Genomic DNA, 25,478 nt, shown 5'->3' with positions numbered 1-25,478 from the left:
ATCTCCCTTTACCCAATACCCCTTTGCGATCTGAGCGCCTTTGCATTAAATATAATACATCACTGCCCCATCATGACTACGCTTGCGCTGACAAAGATCATCGAGCGTCATCGAGGCCAAGCGCTGCTCGATGGCCGCACGCAATTCACTCCAGACTTCATCGATCAGTGACCGATCAAACGGCTCGGTAGGTTGTAAGTCGTCACGACCACTCTCAGCCGGCAAGATCGGCCCCTCTAGCACCGTCAGCGCTTCAAGCAACGTGATCGTCTCGGGGGAACGAGCAAGGAGATGACCACCTTGCGGCCCGCGCAGACTCTCAACCAACCCCGCCCGGCGCAGCGTGATTAGCAGTTGGTTGAGGTAATTGACCGGAATCCCCTGTCGGCCAGCGATAGCTTCGCTCTGGATCGGCCCCTCGCCATAGCGCTGCGCCAAATCAAATAGCGCGCGCAACCCGTAGTCTCCTTTGCTCGAGATGCGCATTGTTGCCTCCATAGTCAAGTAGATCACTTAACATTGTAGCAATAAGGGCAACGGGCGTCAAACAGGGCAATCAGTCCCCCTTATTGTTTGCATGCTACGTTAGCGTGAACAACGGCTTTCACCCGCTCACCCAGCCCTCTGAACGCACCTGCCATTGCTCTCGCGGTATCGGACTCTCACCATTACTAACGTTATCTCGCCCTATCTTCATCTCTCATCAAGCATTCACCACAAGTTTTCTCTCGACCAACATCCGCACAAGCAGCCCGCGCAGCGCGCGTCACACCCTCTCGCCTAGCCCCTTCAGACCGGGGACACAGGCCGGGCAAAACATGCTAATCCTGCCCCTTCCCCAATTCGCTCAACTTGTGGTATGATACGCTTATTCCATGACGCAGTGCGTCTAAACACACGGTTACGAATATGCAACCGCGTGACAAGCGCACGAGAGTCCGCAACGGAGAGACACGGTCAAGGAGGACCCAATGACCTATCAGATCAAGCGAGTTGGCGTGATCGGCGCCGGGACGATGGGGGCCGCGATCGCTGCGCTGGTCGCCGGTACCGGGATTCCGGTATTGTTGCTCGATGTGCCGCCCACCTCACTCACCGCCGAGGAGGAAGCAAAAGGCTTGACCCTCAGCCATCCGCAGGTGCGCAACCGAATTGTGCAGCAGGGATTTGAGCGTATGCGCAAAGCACGCCCATCTAATCTCTACAGCGAGCGCAGCGCCGAACTGATTACGCTGGGCAATACGGAAGACGATTTTCACCGGCTGGCTGAATGCGATTGGATCGTCGAGGCAATTGTCGAGCAGATCGGCCCCAAGCAGGCGTTGATGGCGCGACTAGAGAAGGTGCGGAGTCCGAACGCAATTGTCACTACGAATACCTCCGGCATCCCAATCCGGATCATCGCCGAAGGCCGCAGCGAGGCCTTCCGCCGCCACTTCTTCGGCAGCCACTTCTTCAATCCGCCCCGTTATCTGCGCCTGCTCGAAATCATCCCCGGCGACGAGGCCGATCCGGCAGTGGTCGCTGCCTTCCGCCGCTTCGCTGAAGAGCGGCTGGGCAAGGGGGTGGTGATCTGCAAAGACCGGCCCAACTTTATCGGCAACCGCATCTTTGTGTATGCCGGGCAGGTGCTGCTCAATTTCGCTCTCGAACATGGCTATCAGGTGGAAGAGGTCGATGCGCTGACCGGTCCGCTGATTGGGAGGCCTAATACGGCTAGCTTCCGCTTGCTCGATCAAGTTGGGATCGACGTGATGGCTTACGTGGCCAGTAATCTGTACGACGCCATCCCCGCTGACGAGAGCCGTGAGGTGTACCGTCACAACGATCTATCGCGGCGGATGGTCGCCGCTGGCAAGTTGGGCAAGAAGGTTGGGCAAGGCTTCTACAAAGAGGTCAAGCGCGACGGTAAGCGCGAGTTTTGGCCGCTCGATTTGCAGACGCTCGAGTATGTGCCGCCGCAAGGTACCACATCGGTTGATGAACTGATCGCCTCAGCGCGCAAGATCAAACCGTTGCCCGACCGGCTACGCTTTATCCTCGACCGAGCCGAAACCGGCGATCGCGGCGCGAAGCTGGTGGCAGCGGCGATCTACCCGATGATGGCGTATGCCGCCCGCCGCTTGCCCGAAATTGCCGATAGCGTGGCCGATGTTGATAACGCGATGCGTTGGGGATTCGCCCACGAAATGGGGCCATTCCAGCTTTGGCAGGCGATGGGCATCGCTGAAACCGCAGAACGCATGCGCACCTTTGGCGAGAGTCTGCCGGCGTGGGTTGATCAGCTTATCGCTGCTGAAGGCCGTTTCTACGGCGAGGTAGATGGCACGCCAGCGGCGTACAATGTCGCTACCGGCCAACTCGAACCAATCGCGCGCGATCCGCGCGCCATCGATCTGGCTGCGCTCAAGACTGCCGGACGCGAGCTGTTTGGCAATGAGAGCGCCAGCGTGATCGATCTCGGCGATGGCGTGCTCTGCTACGAGCTGCACTCGAAGGCCAATACCATCGGTGGGCAAGCGGTTGAGGTGCTGATCAAGGCCCTCGATGAACTTGAGCAGGGGCCGTGGGTAGGTATGGTCGTCGGCAACCAAGGCCCGCGCTTCTCGGCTGGTCTCGATCTGAACGACGTTGGCGCGGCGGTGATGGCCGGCGCATGGGACGACATCGACGAGTATGCGGCGTTGGTGCAGCAGACCTTCCGCCGTATGCGCGATAGCGCCAAGCCGATTGTCAGCGCGCCGTTCGGCCAGACGCTGGGTGGCGGGGTTGAGTTGTCAATGCACAGCGCGGCGGCGGTGGCTGCCGCCGAAACCTACATGGGATTCGTTGAGTTTGGCGTCGGTGTCATTCCAGCGTGGGGCGGCTGCACCGAGATGAACCGGCGGATTATCGCTACGGCGGCGCGGAGCGGCAACGATCCGCTCAAAGCCTTCCAGCAGGTGTTTGAAACGATTGCGCTGGCGAAGGTCGCCACTAGCGCCCACGAAGCGAAGGAGTTGGGCTTGCTGCGCCCAACCGACCGGATCGTCTTCAACCCCGATTATCTGATTGGCGAGGCCAAGCGTGAAGTGCTGCGGCTAGTGGCCGATGGTTATACACCGCACATCACCGCTAAGCCGTGCTACGCGCTTGGCCGCGATGGGTTGGCGGCGGCGCGGATCGCGATTTACCAGATGCGCGAAGGCGGCTTTGCCACCCCCTACGATGCGGTGCTGGCCGAGAAACTGGCGTATGTCTTGTGCGGCGGCGAATTGAGCAGCGCGCAGTGGGTTGACGACGTATACATGCATAACCTTGAGCGAACGACAGTGATTGAGCTGTTGAAGGACGAGCGCACCCAAGCTCGCGCTCGCTACATGCTCGAACACGGCAAGCCGCTCCGGAATTAAAGCCGCAGAGAGGGCAACGACGCAGAGGATGATACGCGCAAAGGCGCAGAGGAAGGTAAACGCAAAGGCGCAAAGGTTTTTGATATGGAGGACGTGCCGAGCCATAATGAGGTATGGCGATGGGGATCGCAAAGACGCAAAGGTTTTTGATATGGTTTGGCATCAGCGCGTTGGGGAGGAAACCCATCAGATATCTTCGCGTTCTTGGCGAACTTTGCGCCTAAGCGTTGACAACACGTTGCGTCTTGGCGTGACTCGTATAACAAAGGAGTTATCGCGATGCGAGAAGCAGTGATTGTTTCCGGGGTACGCACGGCAGTCGGCAAAGCTGGACGCGGCGCGTTGCGCACGGTGCGCCCCGATGATTTGGCGGCGATTGTGATCAAAGCAGCCATTGAGCGAGCAGGTATTGAGCCGGCACTGGTCGAAGATGTGATTATGGGCTGTGCAATGCCCGAAGGCGAGCAGGGCCTGAATGTGGCCCGCATCGCTGCTCAGCGCGCCGGTTTGCCTGACAGCGTCTGCGGGGTGACCGTCAATCGCTTCTGTTCGTCGGGCTTGCAGACGATTGCGATGGCCGCCTACCAGATTATGGCCGGCCAGAACGAGGTGGTTGTCGCCGGCGGCACCGAGAGCATGAGCATGGTGCCGATGAGCGGCAATAAATTCTCACCCAACCCCTATCTAGCCCAGCACGATCCGGCGGTTTACTTGGGCATGGGTTTGACCGCCGAGAACGTTGCCCGCCGGTTCGAGATCAGCCGGGCCGATCAAGACGCCTTCGCACTGCGTTCGCACCAGCGCGCGTTGGCAGCGCAGGCAGCCGGCCTGTTCGACCGCAGCATCGTGCCAGTCGAGATTGAAATTGTCGAGCCGGGAGCGGATGGTCGTCCTCAGCGGCAAGTATACATCTTTGACCGCGACGAAGGCCCGCGCGCCGACACCTCGGCAGAGGCGCTGGCGAAGTTGAAGCCGGTCTTTGCCGCCGAAGGGACGGTCACTGCCGGCAACTCGTCGCAGACGAGTGATGGCGCGGCGGCGGTGGTAGTGATGAGCGCCGAGAAGGCGGCTGAGCTAGGACTGAAGCCGCGAGCGCGCTTTGTGAGCTTTGCGGTGGGTGGCGTCGAGCCGGAGGTGATGGGGATTGGGCCGGTGGTGGCGATACCAAAGGCGCTGAAGCAGGCTGGGTTGACGCTGGCCGACATTGATCTGATCGAGCTGAACGAGGCCTTTGCCGCCCAAGCGATTGCCGTCATCCGCCAGCTCGGTCTTGACGAAGAGCGGGTCAACGTAAACGGCGGCGCGATTGCGCTTGGTCACCCGCTCGGCTGTACCGGTGCGAAATTGACCGTGCAGATCCTCGATGAATTGGAACGGCGCGGCGGCCGGTACGGGATGGTGACGATGTGTATCGGCGGTGGCATGGGAGCAGCGGGGATTTTTGAACGGGTAGAGTAATCGTTAAGCCGACGGAACGCGTAGGGCGGGTTTTATACCCGCCCTTACGACGATACTGGCACCGGCGTAGTAAAAAACCCAGCTTGCGCCGCCACCGCAATTGCCCGTCGCGGATCAATCACTCGCGGGCCGTGAGGATTTAGGCGTAACAACGCCCAATCGTTAGTGTGCAATTCCAACTCGCGTTCGCCATCGAATGCTAACACAGCGGGCCGGTCGCGATGCACACGCACGGTATCGCCGGGAGCTAGCACACGATGCGCGGCAACATGGACTGTTTGCATCAATCCCGGCGCGACCGGCGCCCGTACCGGTTGGCCGCTTGCTGCCAGATGCAGGTACAATCCATGGCCCGACGGGTAGTTGCCGGCCAGAAAATTGGCCCCGATTGACGACAACCCAATATTGCCCGGCTCGGCGCGGGTCAGCACTATATCACTGATCCGCGTACTATCCCAGATTGCGCGCGCAGCGACAAACCGCTCATCGTACACCGCCGCATCAACCAAGGCAATATCGTCAGGCGGCGCATCAGCAGGCAGATCAGCTTCGGCCTGATTGGCTCGTAGCCGGTAGACATCAATCCGCGGCGCACGCGTGACCGCTGCTGATGCACGTCCGCACGCCACCAAGCCAGCGGCGAGGCCGGCAGTGGTAGCTTCGATCATCATCGGGAAGACATTATTGGTGCCGGTTGAGATCGGCATCAGCGGCACCTCACCGCACCCCTTCGCCACCAAGCGGTTGGTGCCGTCGCCACCGAGAGTCACAATGCAGCCAACGCCGCGCTCGGCCAGCAGTTGCGCTGCTCGCCGCGAGTCGTCAGGAGTAAACCACGCCGGCATGTCAAGCAAGGAGGCTTCGATCTGTAATGGCAAATTGTCGAGCGCCTTCAGACCAATGCCGAAACGATCTGGCATAATCCAGACTCGCTGCACACCAACGGCTTCTAACCCCAACAAGACTCGTTTGACGATGCTAACCTTCTCTTCATTATCGAAGACCGATCCATGGGCAACCAGCCGTCGGATGTCCTTACCTGAGGCTGGATTGGCGATGATACCGACGGTCATCATAACAATATGCCGCGAGATGGATGCATCCCGCGCTCCACAATGATGGTTAGACCAGAGCACACCAGAGAGCTGCCCGACTGTGCAGCTCTCTTAACATCAAGACCTATCCCACTGCCACCGGCAATGTCTCGCGCAAAAATGCAACCATGCTAGCGGTGACGCGCGCAAACCCAGAACTACCGGGTAGCACCCAATTGAAATGGGTCATACCGGGCACTACCTCTAATCGACACGAAGCACCAGCAGAGGCGGCAATCGATTGAGCTTCTACCAACGGCACCAACCGATCTTGGTCGCCGTGGATGATCAACAGCGGGCGCGGCGCGATGTCATCGACCACCGCTTCAGGCACATACTCGATCAGCGCCTCAGCACTCTCTAACGGCACCGTGACCTTCATCTGCGGAAACTCAGCACTAACCTGATCGAGAAACGCACGTGATTCAGGATCGGGTAACACAATCTCTAACGGATCGACCCATGCCGAGACGCCAGTACGCACTCGTTGACGACGATCCGCATCCAAACGAGCAAGAAACTCGTGCCACTCCCAATAACGACGCAGGCTACGCAACCAGCGCTCCCCGTTACCCGGCGGTTCTAGCGCCACTACAGCTTTAACCCGCTCATCAACCGCAGCAGTGGTAATAGCATGCGCACCGCCGAGGCTAATCCCCACCACTGCCAATCGATCAGGATCAACGGTAGGCTGCTCGCCGAGAAAGGTCAGCGCCGCCCGTGCATCGGCCACCTGTTCGAGCGGCTGCAAGCGACCACGTGGGCCTTCACTATCACCAAAACCACGATAGTCAAAGACGAGCGCCACATAGCCAGCAGCGTTCAACACCTTGGCTACATCGGGCATCACCATCGTCTTCAGATAGGTGTAGCCGACCAGCAAGACGACGCCGGGCCGCCGCTCACCTGCCGGTAGACCGCGTGGCGTATAAAGCAGCCCATCGAGCCGATACCCGGCGCTGTAAAACTGTACGCGCTGCACCGGCTGCACCGGCGCCGAACGGGCAGCAATCACGCGCTCGACATCCTCTTTGACAATCGCACCAGCAGGGCCACTACCGGTTAACGTGCTCAAGTCGATCCCATGCTCTTGAGCCAACTTGCGCGCCGCTGGCATCGCGCGCACCCCACCTGCCGCTGCTGGCAGCGATGGTGAAGCTAGCTTTGGCGCCGCCACTGCCGGCGCGGGAGCAGTAGTTACCGTTTCGGTCGTGCCATTGGAAGCCACATCAGCCAAATGCTCGCCGGGAGCGGTGATGTAGGCGATGACCTTCGTCACCGCCACCACACTGCCTTCAGGGTAACAGAGCCGGGCCAGCGTACCGCTGGCCGGCGCCTCAACCACATTCGTAATCTTCTCGGTCTCGACCTCGGCAATCGGTTCGCCCTTCTGTACCGCTTCGCCCTCGCGCTTGAGCCAGAGGTTAATCTTTCCTTCCTGCATACTCAAGCCCCACTTGGGCATCACGACCTCGGTAGGCATGACAACTCCTGCAACAACGGCCCGCCACGCTCAGCCAAGCGTCGCCCGCGCCGCGGCCACAATGCGTTCCGGCGAGGGGATGTAAGCGTCTTCGAGCGTCGGGCTAAAGGGTACCGGCGTATGGGGTGGCGTGACTAGCTTCACAGGTGCGTTGAGAAATTCGAGCGCCTGCGTCGCTGCCAGCGTGGCAATATCAGTTGCCACACTACAACGCGGATTGTCTTCATCAACCACCACGAGTCGGCCCGTCTTGCGGATCGACTCAAGCACCGTCGTCTCATCAAGGGGTGAAAGTGAGCGCAAGTCAACGACTTCAGCACTGATTCCTTGTTGCGCCAACCGCTCGGCGGCGGCGAGCGCGTGCAGCACCATGCGCGAAATCGCCACAATCGTCACATCACCGCCCTCACGCTTGATCTCAGCTTGGCCGAGCGGAATCACATACTCGCCTTCGGGCACCGGCCCTTTCACATCGTAGAGCAGCTTATGCTCGCAGAAGATCACCGGATCATCGTCACGGATAGCTGCCGCTAACAAGCCCTTAGCATCGGCAGGAGTTGCTGGCGCCACCACCTTGAGACCGGGGAAGTGAACGAAGGTCGAGTAGATCGAATCAGAATGCTGCGCAGCAGCGCGGAAACCAGCGCCGATCATCGTCCGAATCACAAGCGGAATGCGAGCCTTGCCACCAAACATATAGCGCATCTTGGCGGCCTGATTAACGATCTGATCGAGACAGACACCCATAAAACCGATGAACATCAGCTCGACCACCGGGCGCAAGCCGGTGGCTGCCGCACCAACCCCAGCGCCGACGAAGCCCGACTCAGTGATCGGTGTATCGCGCACCCGCTGGCGGCCAAACTCATGCACTAACCCCTTAGTGACCCCTAACACCCCGCCCCACGCATCGAGATGACTTTCGTCTTCACTATGCGATGCACCGGTCACGTCTTCACCCATCAAAATCACCGTCGGGTCACGCCGCATTTCAAGGCGCAACGCCTCGTTAATTGCCTCACGGTAACTCAGGGTACGTACCGCCTCTTCGACCATTGCCGTCATGGTTTCACCTCACCATTGAGAATACTTTAGCAAGCACTAGCGATACACCGGAACTGCCGGTTCTTGAAATGGCCAGAGTGCCGCCATCGGATAGTCAACATAAACGTCAGTCAGCAATTCAGCCGGATCGGGCATCGGGCTATCAGCCGCAAACTGACTCGCCTCGTTGATCGCGGCGCGGGCACGAGCATCGATCGCATCAAGCTCGGCCTCAGTCAACAACCCTTGCGCAGTCGCAGTCTGGCGGAAGCGGTAGAGACAGTCGCGCGAGCGATAGTGTTCTTCTTCTTCGCGGTTGCGATAGCGGACCGAGTCACCTTCGAAGTGGCCATAATAGCGGTAAGTCTGGGCCTCGATGAAGGTTGGCCCTTCGCCGCGCCGAGCGCGCGCAATCGCCTCACCAGCCGCTTCATACACGGCAAAGAAATCGAGGCCATCGATGGCAATACTCGGCATACCGAAGCCGCGCGCACGGGCAGCAATATCTTGGCCAGCGACCGAATACTGCGGCGAGGTGGTCTCGGCGTAGCCGTTATTTTCACACACAAAGACCACCGGCAGCTTCCAGATGCCGGCCAAATTGAGACCCTCGAAGGTGGTGCCCTGATTGGAAGCACCATCACCGAAGAAGCAGACCGTCACCTGATCGGTGCCTTTGAGTTTGGCGGTAAGACCAGCGCCACACGCGAGCGGCGGCCCGCCGCCGACGATCCCGTTCGCACCGAGCATCCCCTTGTTCACATCGGCAATGTGCATCGAGCCGCCCTTGCCTTTGCACGCGCCGGTCGCTTTCCCATAAATCTCGGCCATCATCTCGCGCAGATCGACCCCTTTGGCGATACAGTGACCGTGGCCGCGGTGGGTGCTGGTGATGAAATCATTATCGCGCAAGTGCGCGCAGAGGCCTACCGCAACCGCCTCTTCTCCAGCATAGAGATGAACAAAACCGGGGATTTTACCAGCGGCAAAATCGGTGTGGAGCCGATCCTCGAATTCGCGAATGAGCCGCATCCGCTCATACGCCCAAAGGAGCTTATCCCGACTGATTTCCATAGCCGTTTCTCCGTTCAACAGCGAACAACGCCTATATTCTTGGCTCGCCAGCGAGCCGGTGAGGAGCATCAGAACTGGGATTGCGGGCAGTCACACCGACATGGAGGGAGAGATGAGGGGTTCGTCGGTGGGGTATTAATTCTACTTAGGAATACGTTTGATATCTCTATGATACTGGTTCAGAGTAGATGTGTCAAGGGTGATTGTCCCGATATGAACGAGGAATAGCCATTGGTGAATGGAGGGGGATAGGGTGGAGCAACGATTCCGGCGTATGTCACATGTTCATCGATCATTGGCCGTGCGGTACCAACCCCATGCGGTGCGACGGTTGTTGTATCGTTGGCGTTCGCCATTTATTTGTTTACAGTTCACCGGTGGAGCCGCACGGCTGTGCGGCTCCGCATGACGTCACCAAACTGGCATTACGACCGGATCACCGCCAACACCTCATCGCGTTTGGCCTCCATTTCAGCGCGCGAGGCAATCGACTCGAGGTTCAGGCGGATCAGCGGTTCGGTGTTAGAACCGCGCACATTAAAATGCCATGTGTCATAGCTAACCGAGACACCATCAAGTCGCTCGATCTTGCCATCACTATACCGTTCGGCAATCTCATCAAGCTTCGCCCGCACATCACTCACCCGCGAATTGATCTCGCCGGAAATGAAGTAGCGCGATTCGAGACGGCTAAGCAGCTCGCTCATCTTCACCCCCTGCTTTGACAGCATCTCAAGTAGGTAAAGCGAGGGAATGATGCCCGAGTCAGCAAACGCGAAGGCTTTGAAGTAATAGTGCCCAGAGACCTCGCCGGCGAAGATTGCGTCTTCATTCGCCATGCGTCGCTTGATAAAGGCATGACCTACTCGTTCAACCAGCGGAATACCGCCGGCAGCGCGCACCTCATCGGGCACCGCCCACGACGCGCGCACATCGTAGAGAATCTTCGCCCCCGGCTCTTTTTCGAGCAAGTAGCGGCCCAAAATCGCAGTAAGAAAGTCACCGGAAATGAACTCACCGCGATCATCGATGGCAAAGAAGCGGTCGCCGTCGCCATCGAAGGCAAAGCCAATATCAGCGCCTTCGTCTTTGACCCGCTGCTGTAATTCAGCTCGATTTTCTGGCATCAGCGGATCGAGACCGTGATTGGGCAAGGTGCCGTCGGGATCGAGATACATCCCGGTTAATTGGATTGGCAAGCGTGCATACACCTCTTGCAGGATCGGGCCGACCATACCGTTGCCGGTATCAACAATCACCTTCAACGGCTTCATCGCCTCGACATCGATCAGCGAGAGCACTTTCTGCACGAATTGCTCTTTAAAATCGTATTCACGGCGTTCACCGCGCCGGGTCGGGGTTGGAAACGCTTCGCTCTCAACCAACCGGCGTAAATCCTGAATGCCCTCATCACCTGACAAAAGGTAGGGCATACGGCGCACCATTTTGAAGCCGTTGTACTGCTTGGGATTATGCGACGCCGTCACCATCATACCGGGTAAACCGAGCTGGGTACAAGCGAAGTAGTATTGATCGGTGCTGACCATACCGATGTCGGCCACGTCAGCCCCTTGATCCATAATTCCACGAGTGACTGCATCGAACAGAGCAGGGCCAGAAGTTCGCATATCGCGGCCAACAATCACCGTCTCAGCGCCGAGGAACGTCACAAACGCACGCCCGATCAGGTAAGCGACCTCTTCGTTTAATTCAGTCGGGTAGATACCACGAATATCGTAGGCCTTGAAAATTGACGGATTAACCTGCACGGAAATACCTCCTAGATATAATCCGGGATCTGTCGTTCGGGTGGGGCTTACCGCGCCCCTACCGCGCCATACCCATCACCCTTGTTTGGGCGGGGCATACCCCGCCCCTACCGCGCCATACCCATCACCCTTGTTCGGGCGGGGCATGCCGCGTCCCTACCGCGCCATACCCATCACCCTTGTTTGGGCGGGGCTTACCGCGCCCCTACCGCGCCCTCGCCCTATCCATCCAACAACTCACTCGCGGCGGCATACGGATCGCGCCGGCGAGATGCAATCTCACTCACCAATTCCTCCCAACGCTGGCCGCGCAACCGTTCGAGGATCAATTCCTGCACAGCGGCGACTAACTCACGCTCGGCCAACAACCGCGTCCGGCCAGCGTGTACGCCATCACGGACAAGGTGTTGCCGGTGGTGCTCGACCGCATCGACAATCTGCGCGCAACCCTCGCCGGTGGTTGCTACCGCCGTCAACACTGGCGGCGACCAACCATCAGCCGACGCGCCGCCTAATTGCAACATCGTGCGGAGCTGACGCACCGTCTGATCGACACCGGGCCGGTCGGCTTTATTAACGACAAAGATGTCGGCAATTTCGAGCATGCCGGCTTTAATGCTCTGCACATCATCGCCCATACCCGGTACTTCCACCACGATCGTGGTATCGGCAGTCTGGGCAATATCAACTTCATCCTGCCCTGCGCCAACCGTCTCGATGATCACGATTGGAAAGCCGGCTGCTGCGATCAGCGTAACAGCATCAGCCGTAGCACGCGCCAACCCGCCCATCCGGCCCCGGCTGGCCATACTGCGAATGAATACACCGGGATCACCGCCGAGCGCCTGCATGCGGATGCGGTCACCGAGCACCGCGCCGCCGCTGAACGGCGACGACGGATCAACGGCGACAATTCCGACTGGTACGCCACGACGACGCCACTCTTGCGCTAATGCAGTCACAAGGGTAGATTTACCAGCACCGGGAGGGCCGGTGATGCCCACCCGATGGGCCTGAGCGTAGGGATAAGCCGCCGCCATCACTGCACGTGCCACCGGCCCTCCGTGTTCAACCAGAGAAATGGCGCGCGCCAATGCCCGCCGCTCACCGTTGCGCAAGCGCGTCACCAATTCGTGCTCGCTCATAGCTTAACCCCGGGTCAACTGGACGTTAGAACGGATAAAGTCGATAATTGCCTGCGTTGACGAGCCGGGACCAAACACTTCGGCAATACCATGCTCGCGCTTCAGAATCTCGGCGTCTTCGTCGGAAATGATCCCGCCGGCGACGACCAGCACATCGGTCATACCCTGCTCGCGCAGCAACTGCATCACTTTAGGCAGCAGCGTCATATGCGCGCCAGAGAGGATCGAAAGACCGATCACATCAACGTCCTCTTGCAACGCTGCCTCAACGATCATCTGCGGTGTCTGTTGCAGACCGGTATAGATCACCTCCATCCCGGCATTGCGCAGGGCGCGGGCGATGACCTTGGCGCCGCGGTCGTGGCCATCGAGACCGGGTTTTGCGACCAGCACGCGAATCTTTCGCTCCATTGAGCGCTCCTTCTGTTGCGATAACGAGTGAGATTCGGTTGCGTGGCTGCCAGTATAGCACAGGGCAGTACGCGCTGGTTCAAGTATACCGCAGAGCACGCAGGGGAGGACGAATCCTCCCCTAGCATGAGGGACAGAAATAGACAGCACATCTGATCCGGAAGCCTAGGGTTACGCATCACACTGCGCGGGCTGCTGGCCCTCACCCCTAGTCCCTCTCCCACTGATAGGGGAGAGGGGAAGGCAGTACCGGGCTTTACGGCATTGTACAGCGATCAATGAATTACACTCGATCACATGCTCTGTCCGTCCCTTAAAGCGGGGGGAGGTTAGGATGGCGCTGAAAGAAAGGCAGCGTTCGTGCTAAACGACACCAAGGGCGCAGAGGATGAAACGTACAACGACACCCTCTGCGTCCTTGGCGCCCTCTGCAGTAAACCTCACTACTCAGCCACCGCAGCGGCGACCGCATTGCCAACCGCAGCAGTGCTATAGGTAGGCTGGCCGGGAGCGGCAATATCGGCGGTAACAATCCCGTGCTCGATTACCGTTGCTACAGCCGCTTCGACACATTCCGCTTCGGCGGCCAGATTGAGCGAGTGGCGCAACAGCATCGCCACACTCAAAATCGTCGCCAAGGGGTTGGCCTTCCCCTGCCCAGCAATATCGGGAGCCGAACCGTGGATCGGCTCGTACAGCCCCATCCGCCCGCTGCCCAGCGACGCCGACGGCAACATCCCCATCGAACCGGCCAGCATTGCCGCTTCGTCGGTGAGAATATCGCCAAACATATTCTCGGTCACGATCACGTCAAAATCGGCGGGACGACGGATGAGATGCATCGCACACGCATCAACCAGCATCGTCTCGAATTGCAGATCAGGGAACTCATTATGAACCAAGTGAGTGGTAACACTCCGCCACAAGCGACTTGTTTCGAGCACATTTGCTTTATCAACCAACGTCAGTTTACCGCGCCGACGGCGAGCCAATTGCGCAGCAACCCGCACGACGCGGACAATCTCCTCTTCAGTATAGATGCAGAGATCGCTGGCCCACTCGCCATCCGGGCCACGTTCGCGCCGCTTCTCGCCAAAATAGATCCCGCCGGTCAACTCACGCACGACGATCAGATCGACGCCTTGCAGCCGCTCAGGGCGCAGCGGCGAAGCATCGATCAAGCGCGGATGCACCTGCACCGGGCGCAGATTGGCAAACAGACCGAGCGCCTTGCGAATACCGAGCAAGCCCTGTTCAGGCCGCACCTTCGCCTGCGGATCATCCCACTTGGGGCCGCCGACCGCACCAAGCAACACCGCATCAGCCTCGCGGCACAGTGCCACCGTTTCGGCAGGCAACGGCTCACCGGCAGCATCAATCGCGCACCCGCCGATCAACGCCTCGCGCAGGGTAAAGGTGTGGCCAAAGCGGGACGCCACCGCCTGCAACACCTTTACCCCCTCCGCCACTACCTCCGGCCCGATCCCATCTCCGGCTAATACTGCAATCACAGCTTGCACAGCAATCCTCGCAATAACATCTAGATCATGGTTATAAAATGGTAAGAACGCCTCAGTATGATACTACTAAGTTTGCTAGTCGTGTGACAGATGATAGAGCAAGGAAAGAAAAATATGGCGACTCGGCGAGTCGAATCATTTCTGGTGCGGATTGTGGTGTCCGAGCATGAAGATGCTGCGGTACAACAGTGGCACGGGCGAATTCAACACATTGGCACTGGTCTTGAAAGCCGGATCGACCAACTCGACGAGCTCTTAGCTTTTATCGCCAACCATTTACAGCACAACCCTTCAACCAATCCCGCTGGAAACTCTTCCAGTTCCACCACCTAAAATTACGATGCACGTTTACCGCGCACCTGTTCAAACAGTGCTACTGTCTCGGGCAACGGATCAACGCCGAGATCATCACGCAGCGCGGCAACACACCGTTGGTACAACCGGATAGCCGTGCTGCGCTCACCAATTGCCCCATACCCGCGAATCAGCAACTGGTACGCCTCTTCCTGCGCTTTATCGTATTCAAGCACCCGCCACCCTAACGCGATAGCGTCGTGATACTTCCCCTCGTCAAACAGAATGCGGCCCAAACTGAGCGCTGCATCGGTAAACAACAGCCCTAATCGTTCCCGCTCCACCACCGACCAATCTTCGTACAAGCTATCAGGCAAAAACTGGCCAGCGTAGAGAGACACGGCTACTTGGAAAGCCTCGCGTGCTTCGGTGCGACGGTTACGCTGCAATTCGCGCCGTCCGTGCTCCACTGCCTGCACGAAATCAGCCACATCATACGAATGGTCGCTCTCGATATTAAAGCCGTAGGTATCACCTTGCTGAAGAATATAGTAGGTCGGCGCACCTTCTGGCCGATCCGGCTCCAGCGCCTTAATCAACCGACTGATCGTCACCCGCAGATTATTGGAAGCCGACTCGTTATCGAGACCGGGCCAGAGCATATCCATAATCTGCTCGCGTGGCAGCATCCGCCCGCGCTCAATCAGCAACAATTGCAGCAACTGGCGAGCTTTGACACTCCGCCAATCGCGATCGCGCACTTCTTGATCGCCGCGCAACACTTGAAAGCCGCCCAGAGCGCGGATCATCAGCCGGTAAGGCGGGCGATAACTCAACCGCTCGAGTGCTTCCTGAGCAGCTTGGCGAACGTGGGGCGAGCGATCCTTTAATAATGCCCGCAGCGTCCCATACGCATTAACGACGCTCAGATCACCGATCAGGCCCGCGCTACGCACGCGCAACGCAACCGGAAAAGATTCATCAAGCAACGGAATAAGAATAGAGGCCAGCGTCGTCGTGTCAAACTGGCGGAGGGCAGCGATCATCGCCCGGCTCGACAAGCCAAGCTGCAATGCGGTCTTGATCGCCCAGAGCATCGCCGGGCGCGGCAAAAAGGGCAGCGACTCAACACCAACACGATCGCAAATCGTGCATGCCGATAGCAAATCTTCCTTAATCGCAGGCGAGCTGCTCTGACACTGCGCCACCAAATAAGCCCGGTAGATGTGGATCAGGGCACGGAACAAACCATCATAGCGCCGATCCATGAACGAGAGCAGTTCATCTGCCAGCGCCAGCGCCTGATCACGTTCGCCACCTTCGCCGATAGCAATCAGCAACAGACTCTGCAACCAGAGATCCTGCGTATTAAGATACCGGCTATCGCAATAGGGAGAGTGCTGAGCGCTTGCCGCCGGCTGATCACGCAGTTTTTGCCAGAATGCCAGCGCATGCGCTGCCGCTGCGGCAGGCTGGTGGTTGCGCAACATGCCATAGATTTCAACAATCCGGGCACGCGCCCCTAACAGGCGGTCATCAAGATGGGCCACGATCTGCCGTACGCGCTGCAACGATGTGGCAGCCTCTTCAAATCGATCATGCTCGATCAACAACAGCGCCAAGATTAAGGCTGCGTTGCCGGCCAACACACTCCCGGGAACATAATCGCTCAAACGGTAATAACATTCCTGCACTTGATCGAGAGCGGCTTCGCCTTTACCCTGCTGAAAGAGCGCCATAGCCTGCAACAACAGCAACGACTGGCGCAGCATATCGTTCCGATCGATCCGGGGCAACTCAAGCGCAGCATTAATCGCAGACATCGCCTCTGCCGGGCAGCCCTGCTGGGTATAGATCGATGCCCGCAGCGCGGCCAGCAACCACTGCCAGAGCACACTCAGCGGGCGGCGATCAGCCCAACGCGCAATCCGCAATGCTGCCCGAAATCGTCCTTGACTATAGGCCAACGCCATCAAACCGACCAAGGCTGCACCGCGCGACCACGCATCGTTGGTGCGCGCCGCCGCCGCTATAACACGACGGCACACCGCTGCAAACTCAACCGGCGCATCAGACCAGAACAGGAGAACGGCCATATCGCGCAACGCGCGCAGCTCTTGCGCCGGAGCGTTGGCCAGCCGGTATTGTTCAGCAGCTTGGCTGATCAACTGCAACGCGCGTTCGCGATCGGTATTAAACAAACTCCAACCGTGCATGTGGAGCAACTCAGGATCGCGATCGCGCACTTCCGGCGGGAGACGCTCAATCCAATTCCGCAAACTGTCGCGCTGGGGCGAGTCGATCAATGGCCATGCATACTCGCGCAGGGCGTGCGCAATCGCTGCTGGGTTATCAGTCGCCGCCAAATGGCGCAACGCCGCTTCGATCTGATCATGACGCGCCAGCACCATCCCAAACCGTTGGTGCAAGTCGCGCACCGTAACTCGATCAAACCGGGTAAGTGCTCGATCGGCCAACAGGCGCTGCCAGAGCGGATGAAAGCGGAAAATCCGCTCACCATTGGATGCGCCGGTGTCAACCGTCAGCGGCAGACCAAGCGCAATCGCTTGTTCGATCAGTTGGGCGCTGTCATCAACCCCAAGCGCCTCATCGAGCAACGATGGGTTTGCTTGACCGAGCAGCGCAGCGCAGATCAGGCGATCGACTAAACGTGGCGGCAACGCTGCCAACACCTCTGAAGCCAAATACTCAAACAGATCATGCTGATTTGTCGCCAAGCCTTGCAGATACACCCGGCGCTGCTCAGGCGTCTGGCGTGCCAACGTGCGCACCGCCAACTGCACACTCAACATCCAACCGCCGGTGCGTTCAAGCAACAGATCAAGTTCAGCATCCGCCAACGCCACCCCAGTTCGTTGCAACAACTCGATCGCCTCGTGCCGTTGCAGCAAGAGATCATTCGCCCCGACCTCGAGCAAAAGTCCTTCAGCGCGCAGGCGTGGAAGCGGGGCAAACGTCAACGGACGACGCGAAGCCATCACAATGTGCAGATTAGGCGGTGCGGCGCGTAAGAGATAGCCCAGCAGATCAGCCGTGATCGGGCCATCGCTCACCAGATGCACATCGTCGAGCATCAATATTGTTTGTGATTGCAGCTCACGTTGCACATCACTCAGCAATGCGCCAGCCACCAGCGGCCAATCCCGTTCCAAACCGGATACGCTCTGCAGAATGCGCAATGCTTGCTCGCCAGCATGAGGCAAAATCCGCTGGATCACGCCGATCAGATACGCGAGCAGCAAGGCTGGTTCTTGATCGCTCGCCTCAAAACTAAGCCACGCCACTTGCGCTCCGGTGCGCGCGAGTTGATCAGCCCACTGGGCCAATAAGGTTGTTTTGCCATACCCAGCCGGCGCCACTACCGCTGTTACCGGCAGCAAGCGTACTTCGGCTAATAACGCTTGCAAATCCCGGCGCAGCATTTCATCTTCTCGTACCGACGGCGGCGAGAACTTGAGGGGTAATAATGAGGCGCTTACCGCAACCGATGGCGCGTGTGCGGCCAATTCGGTCATGGACTGCTCCTTAAACTACCAGAAAGTGTTACGAATAGGCGGCGTTTGCCATGATGGGCGCATCAGCGCAGTTGCCGAGCAATGTGTGATACAGTTGTATACTATATCCTAATGTGTATTGTAACACGACCCATAAAGCTATGCGCACACTCCTTGACGGTATTCCAGCTCCCCATCACGCCCTGCTGTATACCCGCACCGAACGCGATCAAGCGGTTATCTTCGAGCCGGCTTGCGCACCCTTTTTACGACCGGTGATTGATACCGGCACGCTTCGTCCGTGGTATACGCCGACTGGCGACCACTGGCTGCTCGCCCTGCCACCCGGTTATAGCCAAAACAACGCGATCGGCAGCTTGGCAGATTTGATTCAGCGTCACCCCGGCCTCGGGCGGCGGCTGAGCGCCTATGCTGACATATCAGAGCCGTTATGGTGGGAATTGCCGCCCGCAGCGACACCTGCGCTCTCCGCCCCTATCCCGCGTATCTTGATCGGCGTTGGTGAACGCCCAGCAATTGCATGGGATGCCGGCAATGCCATCCCTATCGCCCCGATCCGCCTCCTCGCGCCTGCCGATCATCTTTCATTAGCCCTGCTTGCAGCTAGCGCCGGTCGCTGCCGCTTACAGCAAGTTACTGACACCATTGCCTTGCCATCGCCGCCAACCACCATTGCCGGTCGCCTTGCTGAACTAGCGGCGCAGGCCGTAGCAATGGCCCACGAGCAGTATGCGCTCTCCCGCGAATTTGCCCGCCGGCTACTGGCCGATTTTGGCCCTCCCGGCAGCACGCTGAGCGCGGCGCTGCAACGCTGGTGGGAACTCGAATTTCGCGAACTGCTCGCCGAGGTTGCCCGCGCGTTGCGCAATCCGATCCCCGAACCGTTCCAGCCCTTCTGGGCCGCGCGCCATGCCGAAGGCCGTGCCCGTTACTATTCACTTACCGCCGAGTTAGCAGCAGTAGAAGCAGCTATTGACGAACTTGCCAATCCGCTTTGGCAAGCTCAAGAGCTATGAGTGCTACACACTATCCTATTCCAGCCGCCCCAGCCCGCACTGAAATCGTCGTGCGCGGATCACGCTTCATTGCCCAAGCCATCCCTACTGCTACCGTTGAAGCTGCGCGCATAGCCATTGCATCAGCCCGCACCGAGATGCCCGACGCTACCCATCACTGCTTCGCCTACCTGATTGGCTATGGCACGAGTACCATTGCCGGCATGAGTGACGATGGCGAACCGGCTGGCACTGCCGGTCGCCCGATGATGGCAGTCCTTCGCGGGGCCGATCTTGGCGACATTACGGTGATCGTCACCCGCTACTTTGGTGGTACTCTGCTCGGTGTCGGCGGGCTCGTGCGCGCCTACAGCGATGCTACCCGCGCCGTGCTCGCCATTGTGCCGCGTACTCAACGGGTGATCTATCAACGGATGACGATCCGCTTGCCCTATTCTGACTACTTTCCTACTCGTCGGATACTCGAAACGAACGCTACAGTGATTGTCAGTGAGTCGTTTGCCGCTGATGTGATGATTATCGCCGATCTTCCGGTTGATCAGATTACTACCATAACGCAACACATTCGTGAGCAAAGCGCTGGCCGAGCACACATCGAGCCGGTGACGACTATGGTATAATTAAGGCAATGTATGCATTGCATCCTGCCACTGTCCATATTCCGATTGGGCTGCTGCTAGCCAGCAGTCTCTTTACGTTGATTGCGCTGCGCACTGGGCGTATGCAATGGGATCAAAGCGCTTTTCATTGCCTAATCTTCGGTTTACTCGGCGCGCTCATTGCTATCGTCAGCGGTTTATTTGACGCTGCGCGCCAATTGGTCGGCCTTGCCATTGACGATCCAGTGATCGTATGGACGAACGGCCACGCCGCGGCGAGTTTGGCCGCCAGTGCCTGTTATGGCCGGGTCTGGCTGATGCGGCGCCGGCAACCGGCCATTCTCAACGACTCTACCCAACGGAAGGCCTACCTCGCTTGGCATATCGCTGGCGCAAGCTTGCTCCTTGTGGGTGGGTGGTTAGGTGGCCGGCTTGTCTTTGGGTTTGATCTGGGCCGCTAGTGAGGGCGTAATGTTTGCTTATGTCGTCTACGGGTTGCTCTATATCATCATTTACTTTTTCCGCCTGATTGGCTGGTGGCGCTGGTCGATCGAGGGGGTTGAGCGGTTGCCACCCCGCGAACAAGGCGGGATGGTTCTGGTGATGAACCATATTAATTGGGTGGACATCCCAGCCGTTGGCGCATTGCTACCATTCCGCTATCGATTGTCATGGCTGGCCAAGATCGAGATTTTTGCCAACCCAATAGCCGGCTGGTTCTTCCGCAATATGAATGTGATCCCAATCCGGCGCGGCAAGCGCGATTTGGCGGCGCTCGATGCGGCCGCCGAAGCGTTGCGGAATGGGGCAGTGCTACTCATCTTCCCCGAAGGCCACCGCAGCCGTAATGGCATTTTACAGCCGGGGCGCGGCGGCGCGATTCGGTTGGCAATGCAGGCTGGCGTACCGATCGTGCCGATGGCAATTACCGGCACCGAGCACGGCTTCCGCGGCACCTTGCGCCGCGAACCAGTGCATATTACGATTGGCGAACCGTACTGGATTGAGCCGTTGCCCGATAACAAGATTCCGGCTGATGTTATGGAACGCCTAACCACTGAGATGATGCTCAAGATTGCTGCGCTGCTGCCACCTACCCAGCGTGGCCCGTATGCCGCACTACTCGAGACGGCCACGCCGACGAGGCAATAGGAGAGGTGGGTGTATACCCGCCTCTACTGGCCTGCCGGTTCTAAGAACTGCGTCCCATCCGGCGCGACCACAGCGCACCATCCACGCTGATTGCCAACCTCAACCTGCCACCATGTGTATCCATCAGCGAGCACCGGTCCCTCGCGCAACACCACTTCTCTTCCGCCGGGCAGTGAGCCAACCACTCGTGCCTGCAAACCGGGTGCAGCCCGCAACCGCAATGGCGCATTACCCACATTGACTACCACTGCTCGCCCGCCAATCTGCAATGTTGGCGGCGGCGGGGTCGGGATCGGCGTAGGTGAAGGAAGCGGTGTCGGCGAGGGGGGTAATGAGGTCGGCGTGGGAGTCTCGATCACGGCCGCCGGTGAGGCGACCGGTTGGGCGACTGCGGAAGAGCCACGCTGCCCGATCAGCCACACCGTGACAGCTCCGCCAAGTGCAATAATGGTGATCACAATGAAGAGTCCGGCCAGCGGAAACCGAGGCCGGTAGCGGCGTCGCACCGAGTCGTACCCTTGCCGGTAGTAGTAGTAGTGCTGGTAATAGAAAGGGTTAAACTCGCCCCGTTCGGCATCAGCGGCGCCGCGTTCATACATCTCGCTCGTGGTTGGCATAGGCGCAGCGAGTAAACCGGTACTACTTGGTTAAGACCAGATCTTCGCGCCCCATCTCTCGCAGCATGTTTGGGTACATCGTATACAAAGGCTCAACTGCCGGTAAGAGTTTCAAAATCTTTGGAATTGGCCCCTTAGCGATAATCTGACGTCGAGCCAGCGCCGTCATCAGATTGATCTTGCCATGCCAAAATTGATGCGCAATATCAGCCTTCATACTCATCTCGACGTCTGGTTTCAGGCTGACCTCACCCCAGAAGACATCACAGTATGCACCGGGTTGGGTTGGTGGATGCGCGGCATCGATCGTGACGACGCCATGCGGCTCTTCGTAACGAAACTGGATGACAATCCGGCCTTCACAAATCCGCGGCGCAATCTGCGCATCACACTTCACCCGATCATAAAGCGTGCCTAAAATGTACCGTAGTTCTTCCTCGTCTTTGAAGAATGGCATACTTCATCTCCTGCGCCATCAACCCAATGATGACGCACTGTCTTCGGCAAATCCTGTGAGTGTGATTATACGCGGTTCATGACCAGAACGCAAGATGAAATAACGCGTCGCGTTAGATTAGCTTCAACTATTACTATTCTGCGCCGTTTCGCCCAACCGGATCTCACTCGCGTGGATCCCGGCCAACCACGCCGCACCACTCATCGGACGCCGGCTAGCTGGCTGCACCTCAATAAGCTCTAGTGCGTCGCTGCCGGTTTGCACCAATGGATTACCACGCGCGCTGCGCCCAACCACCACCCCCGGCCTCGCCGCAGCCGCCGTTGCGCTCACCGCTGCGCTGATTACCCGCAACGGCTGGCCCTGCCAAAAGGTATAAGCTCCCGGCCACGGATCGTAGGCCCGCGTCATCCGCTCGATCACAATGGCCGGTAGTGACCAATCGATTCGCCCATCTTCTTTTTTGAGCATCTTGGTCACGGTTGCTTGACTGTGATCCTGCGGGCGCGGCTCGATCTCGCCGCGGGCATAACGAGGCAATGTCTTGATTAACAGTTCGGCTCCTAAGCGGAACAACTCATCGGTCAACGGGCCAGCCCGCGCTGTCGGCGGCAGATCGACTACGGCTTGCGCCAAAATGGGGCCGCTGTCCATGCCCGGATCGAGCAGCATAATCGTGACGCCGGTCACTGTCTCACCGGCTAAAATCGCACCGGCTACCGGGGTTGGGCCACGGTAGAGCGGGAGCAACGAGGGGTGGATATTAAGATAGCCGAGCGGCGGGATCGCTAACACTGCCCGTCGCAAGATCTCGCCATACGCCGCCACCACGCCAACATCAGGTTGCAACGCTGCCAGTGTGGCGACCACCGCCGGATCGCGCAACGTTTCGGGCTGGAATACCGGCAGGCCGTGGGCGAGCGCCGCTACTTTAACCGGCGGCGGCGTCAGCCGGCGATCACGTCCGGCTGGGCGATCAGGTTGGGTGACAACGCCAACAATATCATACCCGGCAGCCACCAAGGCGTCGAGCGCATGGACGGCAAATGATGGACTGCCTAAAAACAAAACTCGCATGATGCTACTCCTTGGTCACGCTTGCCCGCAACACGGCAAGCAGCGGCATATAGTATAATAGAGTTTGATATCTTTCAAAGCGAAGTCTGCAACCTTATGCGAGCAATTGTTTTTGATGGCGACCTGCGGTATAGCGCCGATTACCCTGAACCTGAACGCCCACCGGGAGAAGCGCTGATCCGTCCACGTCTGGTGGGTATATGTAATACCGATCTCGAAATCACACGCGGGTACATGAATTTTCGCGGCGTTCTAGGCCATGAATTCGTTGGCACTGTGATCGCGGCCGATAATCCATATTGGCACGGGCGGCGCGTCGTTGGCGAAATCAATGCCGCCTGCCGCCACTGCCCCACCTGCTTGCGCGGCAATGAAAGTCATTGCCCATACCGCACCACGCTTGGTATCGACCGGCGCGACGGCGCGATGGCCGATCTTTTTACTCTCCCCGAAGCGTGTTTGCACGAAGTGCCAGCCGGGGTGAGCGATGAGGCCGCTGTCTTCACCGAACCGCTGGCCGCTGCGTTGGAAATTGTGGAGCAGAGTCACATTCGCCCAACCGAACGAGTGGCTGTGGTGGGTGATGGTAAATTAGGCGCGATGATTGTTCAAGTGTTGCGGCTTACCGGTTGCGATTTGACGCTCATTGGCCGCCACCCTGAACGATGGGATCTCTACCGGCGGCAAGGCGTTACGTGCGTACCGAGCACTGATGTGCCACCACACCATTTTGATGTTGTGATTGATTGTACTGGCAACCCGGCTGGTTTGGCAATCGCTCGGCAACTAGTGCGCCCACGAGGGCGGCTAGTGCTCAAGAGCACGTTTGCCGCCGAAACCCACCTGAATCTGAGCATTCTGGTGGTTGACGAAGTGCAACTAATTGGCTCACGCTGTGGCCCGTTCGCCCCAGCGCTCCGCTTGCTCGAGCGCGGCTTGATCGAAACGCAACCCCTGATCAGCGCCCGTTATCCGCTTACCGCAGGGTTAGAGGCGTTTGCTGCTGCTCCCGGCCAACTTAAGGTTTTGCTCAGTGTCTGAAGATATTCATTTGCCGACGGTTCTGATTGCGGACGACGACCCGAACCTTCGCCTCTTTCTCGGCGAAACATTAGTTCGGGCCGGTTTTGCGGTCTTGTTCGCCGAAGATGGTCTCAAGCTCATTCAGCTAGCCCAAGAGCAGTTGCCCAATGTGATCTTGATCGATCTTATGCTACCCGTGATCGACGGCTATGAGGCTATTCGCCAGTTGCGTAACGATACCCGCACCGCCCATTTGCCGATCATCATCGTCACCGCCCGCACTAGTCCGACCGATGTCGTGATTGGCTTTGACACCGGCGCTGATGATTATGTCACCAAACCGTTCAATGCAGCCGAATTGATCGCCCGCATTCGCTCGTTGCTGCGCCGCACTACTCAGCGTTCAGTCCGTAATCCGCTCACCGGTCTGCCCGGTAATCTCCTGATTAGCGAAGAGATTCGCTATCGCCTCCAGCGCGGTGAGGCATTTACGCTGCTGTACATTGATTTGAATGATTTTAAGGCCTTTAACGATGCCTACGGCTTCGCCCGTGGCGATCAGGCGATCCGGCTCGTGGCCGAGATTTGTGAACAGGCGCAAAACCATTTTGCCAACCATGCGATCTTTCTTGGTCATATCGGCGGTGATGATTTCGTCGTGCTTTGCCCTACAGCAATTGCCGCCGATCTTGCCCGCTGGATCGTCCACCAATACGAACAAGCGTCCGGTGTGCTGTACAACGAAGCTGATCGCGCGCGTGGCTACTTGGTTGGGCATGACCGCGCTGGTAATCTCGCTCATATCCCGATCGGCGCTATCGCCATTGGTGGTGTATCGAGCACGCCTACCTCCACAGTTGACGAGTTATCGCGTGTTGCTGCGATGATGAAACACACTGCCAAAACGTTTGGCGGCAGCGCGATCGTAATCGATGGCACACGGTTGCGCTAATGCGAAGGTTTGGCACCGATTAGAGAACCGTTGCCTGTCAACAGTTCTCTGATCAGACAACCCCATGACCTCAAACCCTGTAAGCCATTCTTCTGGCTCACTTTGAGCAACCATAAAGTCAAACTCCTTCCTGCTCGCTTGAAATATCGTCAAAACTGCTTACAATAAGAGGCAATGTGGCGCAGGATGGCAAGGAGCTGGAACATGCAATGGCCTTGGCGACGGACGCGAACAGAGCGCATTATCGAACAAAGCGACGATCATCCTGAACAGCGCCGGCATGGACGCCACTGGCGCCGACTGTTGATTATACTGGCCTTGATTGGCATCGCGGTAAGCATCTTTTTGCTCCTTCGCCCCTCTGA

General features: G+C 58.4%; 22 protein-coding genes. 9 read left to right on the top strand and 13 right to left on the bottom strand.

From position 1 onward, the window contains the following. Positions 1–45 precede the first annotated feature (45 nt). Entirely contained in the window at positions 46–486 is a 441-nt protein-coding gene (locus tag Q1A59_RS05515) for an Rrf2 family transcriptional regulator (protein WP_298403547.1), read from the bottom strand. A 485-nt stretch (positions 487–971) separates the two neighbouring features. On the opposite strand from Q1A59_RS05515, the gene Q1A59_RS05510 reads away from it, so the two are divergent. Both Q1A59_RS05510 and Q1A59_RS05505 read left to right on the top strand, forming a co-directional pair. Next, on the top strand, positions 972–3,392 hold the full coding sequence (locus Q1A59_RS05510; protein ID WP_298403550.1) for a 3-hydroxyacyl-CoA dehydrogenase/enoyl-CoA hydratase family protein: 2,421 nt from the start codon (positions 972–974) through the stop codon (positions 3,390–3,392). 279 nt (positions 3,393–3,671) lie between these two features. Beyond that, positions 3,672–4,850: a thiolase family protein gene (locus tag Q1A59_RS05505; RefSeq protein WP_298482975.1), complete on the top strand. Its 1,179-nt coding sequence runs from the start codon at positions 3,672–3,674 to the stop codon at positions 4,848–4,850. Between the two features lie 44 nt (positions 4,851–4,894). On the opposite strand, the gene Q1A59_RS05500 is transcribed toward Q1A59_RS05505, so the two are convergent. From Q1A59_RS05500 to leuB, 8 genes are all read right to left on the bottom strand, one after another. Then, on the bottom strand, positions 4,895–5,926 hold the full coding sequence (locus Q1A59_RS05500; RefSeq protein ID WP_298403557.1) for an ATP-NAD kinase family protein: 1,032 nt from the start codon (positions 5,924–5,926) through the stop codon (positions 4,895–4,897). Between the two features lie 103 nt (positions 5,927–6,029). Beyond that, positions 6,030–7,427 carry an alpha/beta fold hydrolase gene (locus Q1A59_RS05495; protein WP_298482973.1) on the bottom strand — a complete coding sequence of 466 codons (1,398 nt, stop codon included), beginning with the start codon at positions 7,425–7,427 and terminating at the stop codon, positions 6,030–6,032. A gap of 30 nt (positions 7,428–7,457) precedes the next feature. Then, on the bottom strand, positions 7,458–8,492 hold the full coding sequence (locus Q1A59_RS05490) for an alpha-ketoacid dehydrogenase subunit beta (RefSeq protein ID WP_298403561.1): 1,035 nt from the start codon (positions 8,490–8,492) through the stop codon (positions 7,458–7,460). Positions 8,493–8,528: 36 nt separating this feature from the next. Continuing rightward, the gene (locus Q1A59_RS05485; RefSeq protein ID WP_298403565.1) at positions 8,529–9,545 is read right to left on the bottom strand and encodes a thiamine pyrophosphate-dependent dehydrogenase E1 component subunit alpha; all 1,017 of its coding nucleotides are present in this window, start codon (positions 9,543–9,545) and stop codon (positions 8,529–8,531) included. A 425-nt stretch (positions 9,546–9,970) separates the two neighbouring features. Further along, positions 9,971–11,314, bottom strand: coding sequence for a phosphomannomutase/phosphoglucomutase (locus Q1A59_RS05480; protein ID WP_299644257.1), 1,344 nt, complete (start codon positions 11,312–11,314; stop codon positions 9,971–9,973). Between the two features lie 221 nt (positions 11,315–11,535). Next, entirely contained in the window at positions 11,536–12,459 is a 924-nt protein-coding gene (meaB, locus tag Q1A59_RS05475) for a methylmalonyl Co-A mutase-associated GTPase MeaB (RefSeq protein ID WP_298403572.1), read from the bottom strand. A gap of 3 nt (positions 12,460–12,462) precedes the next feature. Continuing rightward, on the bottom strand, positions 12,463–12,870 hold the full coding sequence (locus Q1A59_RS05470) for a cobalamin B12-binding domain-containing protein (protein WP_299644255.1): 408 nt from the start codon (positions 12,868–12,870) through the stop codon (positions 12,463–12,465). Positions 12,871–13,313: 443 nt separating this feature from the next. After that, positions 13,314–14,390, bottom strand: coding sequence for a 3-isopropylmalate dehydrogenase (gene leuB / locus Q1A59_RS05465; protein WP_298403577.1), 1,077 nt, complete (start codon positions 14,388–14,390; stop codon positions 13,314–13,316). A gap of 114 nt (positions 14,391–14,504) precedes the next feature. Between leuB and Q1A59_RS05460 the strand changes: the two genes are divergently transcribed. Then, positions 14,505–14,723, top strand: a complete 219-nt coding sequence (locus tag Q1A59_RS05460) for a hypothetical protein (protein WP_299644253.1) — start codon at positions 14,505–14,507, stop codon at positions 14,721–14,723. 2 nt (positions 14,724–14,725) lie between these two features. On the opposite strand, the gene Q1A59_RS05455 is transcribed toward Q1A59_RS05460, so the two are convergent. After that, the gene (locus Q1A59_RS05455; protein WP_298403581.1) at positions 14,726–18,220 is read right to left on the bottom strand and encodes a BTAD domain-containing putative transcriptional regulator; all 3,495 of its coding nucleotides are present in this window, start codon (positions 18,218–18,220) and stop codon (positions 14,726–14,728) included. Positions 18,221–18,360: 140 nt separating this feature from the next. On the opposite strand from Q1A59_RS05455, the gene Q1A59_RS05450 reads away from it, so the two are divergent. The 4 genes from Q1A59_RS05450 to Q1A59_RS05435 are packed head-to-tail and all read left to right on the top strand — an operon-like array spanning position 18,361 to position 20,987. Then, positions 18,361–19,236, top strand: coding sequence for a hypothetical protein (locus Q1A59_RS05450; protein WP_298403584.1), 876 nt, complete (start codon positions 18,361–18,363; stop codon positions 19,234–19,236). After that, entirely contained in the window at positions 19,233–19,856 is a 624-nt protein-coding gene (locus Q1A59_RS05445) for a YigZ family protein (RefSeq protein ID WP_298403586.1), read from the top strand. The genes Q1A59_RS05450 and Q1A59_RS05445 overlap by 4 nt, the downstream gene beginning before the upstream one ends. 8 nt (positions 19,857–19,864) lie before the next feature. Beyond that, positions 19,865–20,296 (top strand): DUF2231 domain-containing protein, encoded by a 432-nt coding sequence (locus tag Q1A59_RS05440; protein ID WP_298403589.1) that lies wholly within the window; start codon positions 19,865–19,867, stop codon positions 20,294–20,296. Between the two features lie 10 nt (positions 20,297–20,306). Next, a complete protein-coding gene (locus Q1A59_RS05435) occupies positions 20,307–20,987 on the top strand; it encodes a 1-acyl-sn-glycerol-3-phosphate acyltransferase (protein WP_298403593.1) in 681 nt (226 codons plus the stop codon). Positions 20,988–21,010: 23 nt separating this feature from the next. Here the strand turns inward: Q1A59_RS05435 and Q1A59_RS05430 are convergent, their stop codons facing one another. The 3 genes from Q1A59_RS05430 to fmt form a co-directional block, all read right to left on the bottom strand. Further along, a complete protein-coding gene (locus Q1A59_RS05430; RefSeq protein ID WP_298403596.1) occupies positions 21,011–21,604 on the bottom strand; it encodes an SH3 domain-containing protein in 594 nt (197 codons plus the stop codon). A gap of 22 nt (positions 21,605–21,626) precedes the next feature. Then, the gene (locus Q1A59_RS05425; RefSeq protein WP_298403598.1) at positions 21,627–22,061 is read right to left on the bottom strand and encodes a hypothetical protein; all 435 of its coding nucleotides are present in this window, start codon (positions 22,059–22,061) and stop codon (positions 21,627–21,629) included. 123 nt (positions 22,062–22,184) lie between these two features. Then, positions 22,185–23,138 (bottom strand): methionyl-tRNA formyltransferase, encoded by a 954-nt coding sequence (gene fmt / locus Q1A59_RS05420; RefSeq protein WP_298403600.1) that lies wholly within the window; start codon positions 23,136–23,138, stop codon positions 22,185–22,187. Positions 23,139–23,234: 96 nt separating this feature from the next. On the opposite strand from fmt, the gene Q1A59_RS05415 reads away from it, so the two are divergent. Together Q1A59_RS05415 and Q1A59_RS05410 are read left to right on the top strand one after the other, a co-directional pair. Then, on the top strand, positions 23,235–24,179 hold the full coding sequence (locus tag Q1A59_RS05415; RefSeq protein WP_298403602.1) for an alcohol dehydrogenase catalytic domain-containing protein: 945 nt from the start codon (positions 23,235–23,237) through the stop codon (positions 24,177–24,179). Further along, entirely contained in the window at positions 24,172–25,113 is a 942-nt protein-coding gene (locus Q1A59_RS05410) for a response regulator (RefSeq protein WP_298482969.1), read from the top strand. Before Q1A59_RS05415 ends, Q1A59_RS05410 begins: the two co-directional genes overlap by 8 nt. Positions 25,114–25,478 lie beyond the last annotated feature (365 nt).

It is taken from the genome of uncultured Chloroflexus sp., from assembly GCF_937951745.1.
GTDB lineage: Bacteria > Chloroflexota > Chloroflexia > Chloroflexales > Chloroflexaceae > Chloroflexus.
Note: the sequence above shows the minus strand (reverse complement) of the source record. Positions and strands in the feature narration are given on the sequence as shown.

Bases quoted from the DNA above. Each gene is read 5' to 3' on its own strand.
- Q1A59_RS05425 (WP_298403598.1), bottom strand. From the start codon at position 22,061: ATGCCATTCTTCAAAGACGAGGAAGAACTACGGTACATTTTAGGCACG.
- Q1A59_RS05490 (WP_298403561.1), bottom strand. From the start codon at position 8,492: ATGACGGCAATGGTCGAAGAGGCGGTACGTACCCTGAGTTACCGTGAG.
- Q1A59_RS05505 (WP_298482975.1), top strand. From the start codon at position 3,672: ATGCGAGAAGCAGTGATTGTTTCCGGGGTACGCACGGCAGTCGGCAAA.
- Q1A59_RS05430 (WP_298403596.1), bottom strand. From the start codon at position 21,604: ATGCCAACCACGAGCGAGATGTATGAACGCGGCGCCGCTGATGCCGAA.
- fmt (WP_298403600.1), bottom strand. From the start codon at position 23,138: ATGCGAGTTTTGTTTTTAGGCAGTCCATCATTTGCCGTCCATGCGCTC.
- Q1A59_RS05415 (WP_298403602.1), top strand. From the start codon at position 23,235: ATGCGAGCAATTGTTTTTGATGGCGACCTGCGGTATAGCGCCGATTAC.
- Q1A59_RS05500 (WP_298403557.1), bottom strand. From the start codon at position 5,926: ATGATGACCGTCGGTATCATCGCCAATCCAGCCTCAGGTAAGGACATC.
- meaB (WP_298403572.1), bottom strand. From the start codon at position 12,459: ATGAGCGAGCACGAATTGGTGACGCGCTTGCGCAACGGTGAGCGGCGG.
- Q1A59_RS05495 (WP_298482973.1), bottom strand. From the start codon at position 7,427: ATGCCTACCGAGGTCGTGATGCCCAAGTGGGGCTTGAGTATGCAGGAA.
- Q1A59_RS05435 (WP_298403593.1), top strand. From the start codon at position 20,307: ATGTTTGCTTATGTCGTCTACGGGTTGCTCTATATCATCATTTACTTT.
- Q1A59_RS05460 (WP_299644253.1), top strand. From the start codon at position 14,505: ATGGCGACTCGGCGAGTCGAATCATTTCTGGTGCGGATTGTGGTGTCC.
- Q1A59_RS05450 (WP_298403584.1), top strand. From the start codon at position 18,361: ATGCGCACACTCCTTGACGGTATTCCAGCTCCCCATCACGCCCTGCTG.
- Q1A59_RS05470 (WP_299644255.1), bottom strand. From the start codon at position 12,870: ATGGAGCGAAAGATTCGCGTGCTGGTCGCAAAACCCGGTCTCGATGGC.
- Q1A59_RS05445 (WP_298403586.1), top strand. From the start codon at position 19,233: ATGAGTGCTACACACTATCCTATTCCAGCCGCCCCAGCCCGCACTGAA.
- Q1A59_RS05515 (WP_298403547.1), bottom strand. From the start codon at position 486: ATGCGCATCTCGAGCAAAGGAGACTACGGGTTGCGCGCGCTATTTGAT.
- Q1A59_RS05455 (WP_298403581.1), bottom strand. From the start codon at position 18,220: ATGACCGAATTGGCCGCACACGCGCCATCGGTTGCGGTAAGCGCCTCA.
- Q1A59_RS05510 (WP_298403550.1), top strand. From the start codon at position 972: ATGACCTATCAGATCAAGCGAGTTGGCGTGATCGGCGCCGGGACGATG.
- Q1A59_RS05440 (WP_298403589.1), top strand. From the start codon at position 19,865: ATGTATGCATTGCATCCTGCCACTGTCCATATTCCGATTGGGCTGCTG.
- Q1A59_RS05485 (WP_298403565.1), bottom strand. From the start codon at position 9,545: ATGGAAATCAGTCGGGATAAGCTCCTTTGGGCGTATGAGCGGATGCGG.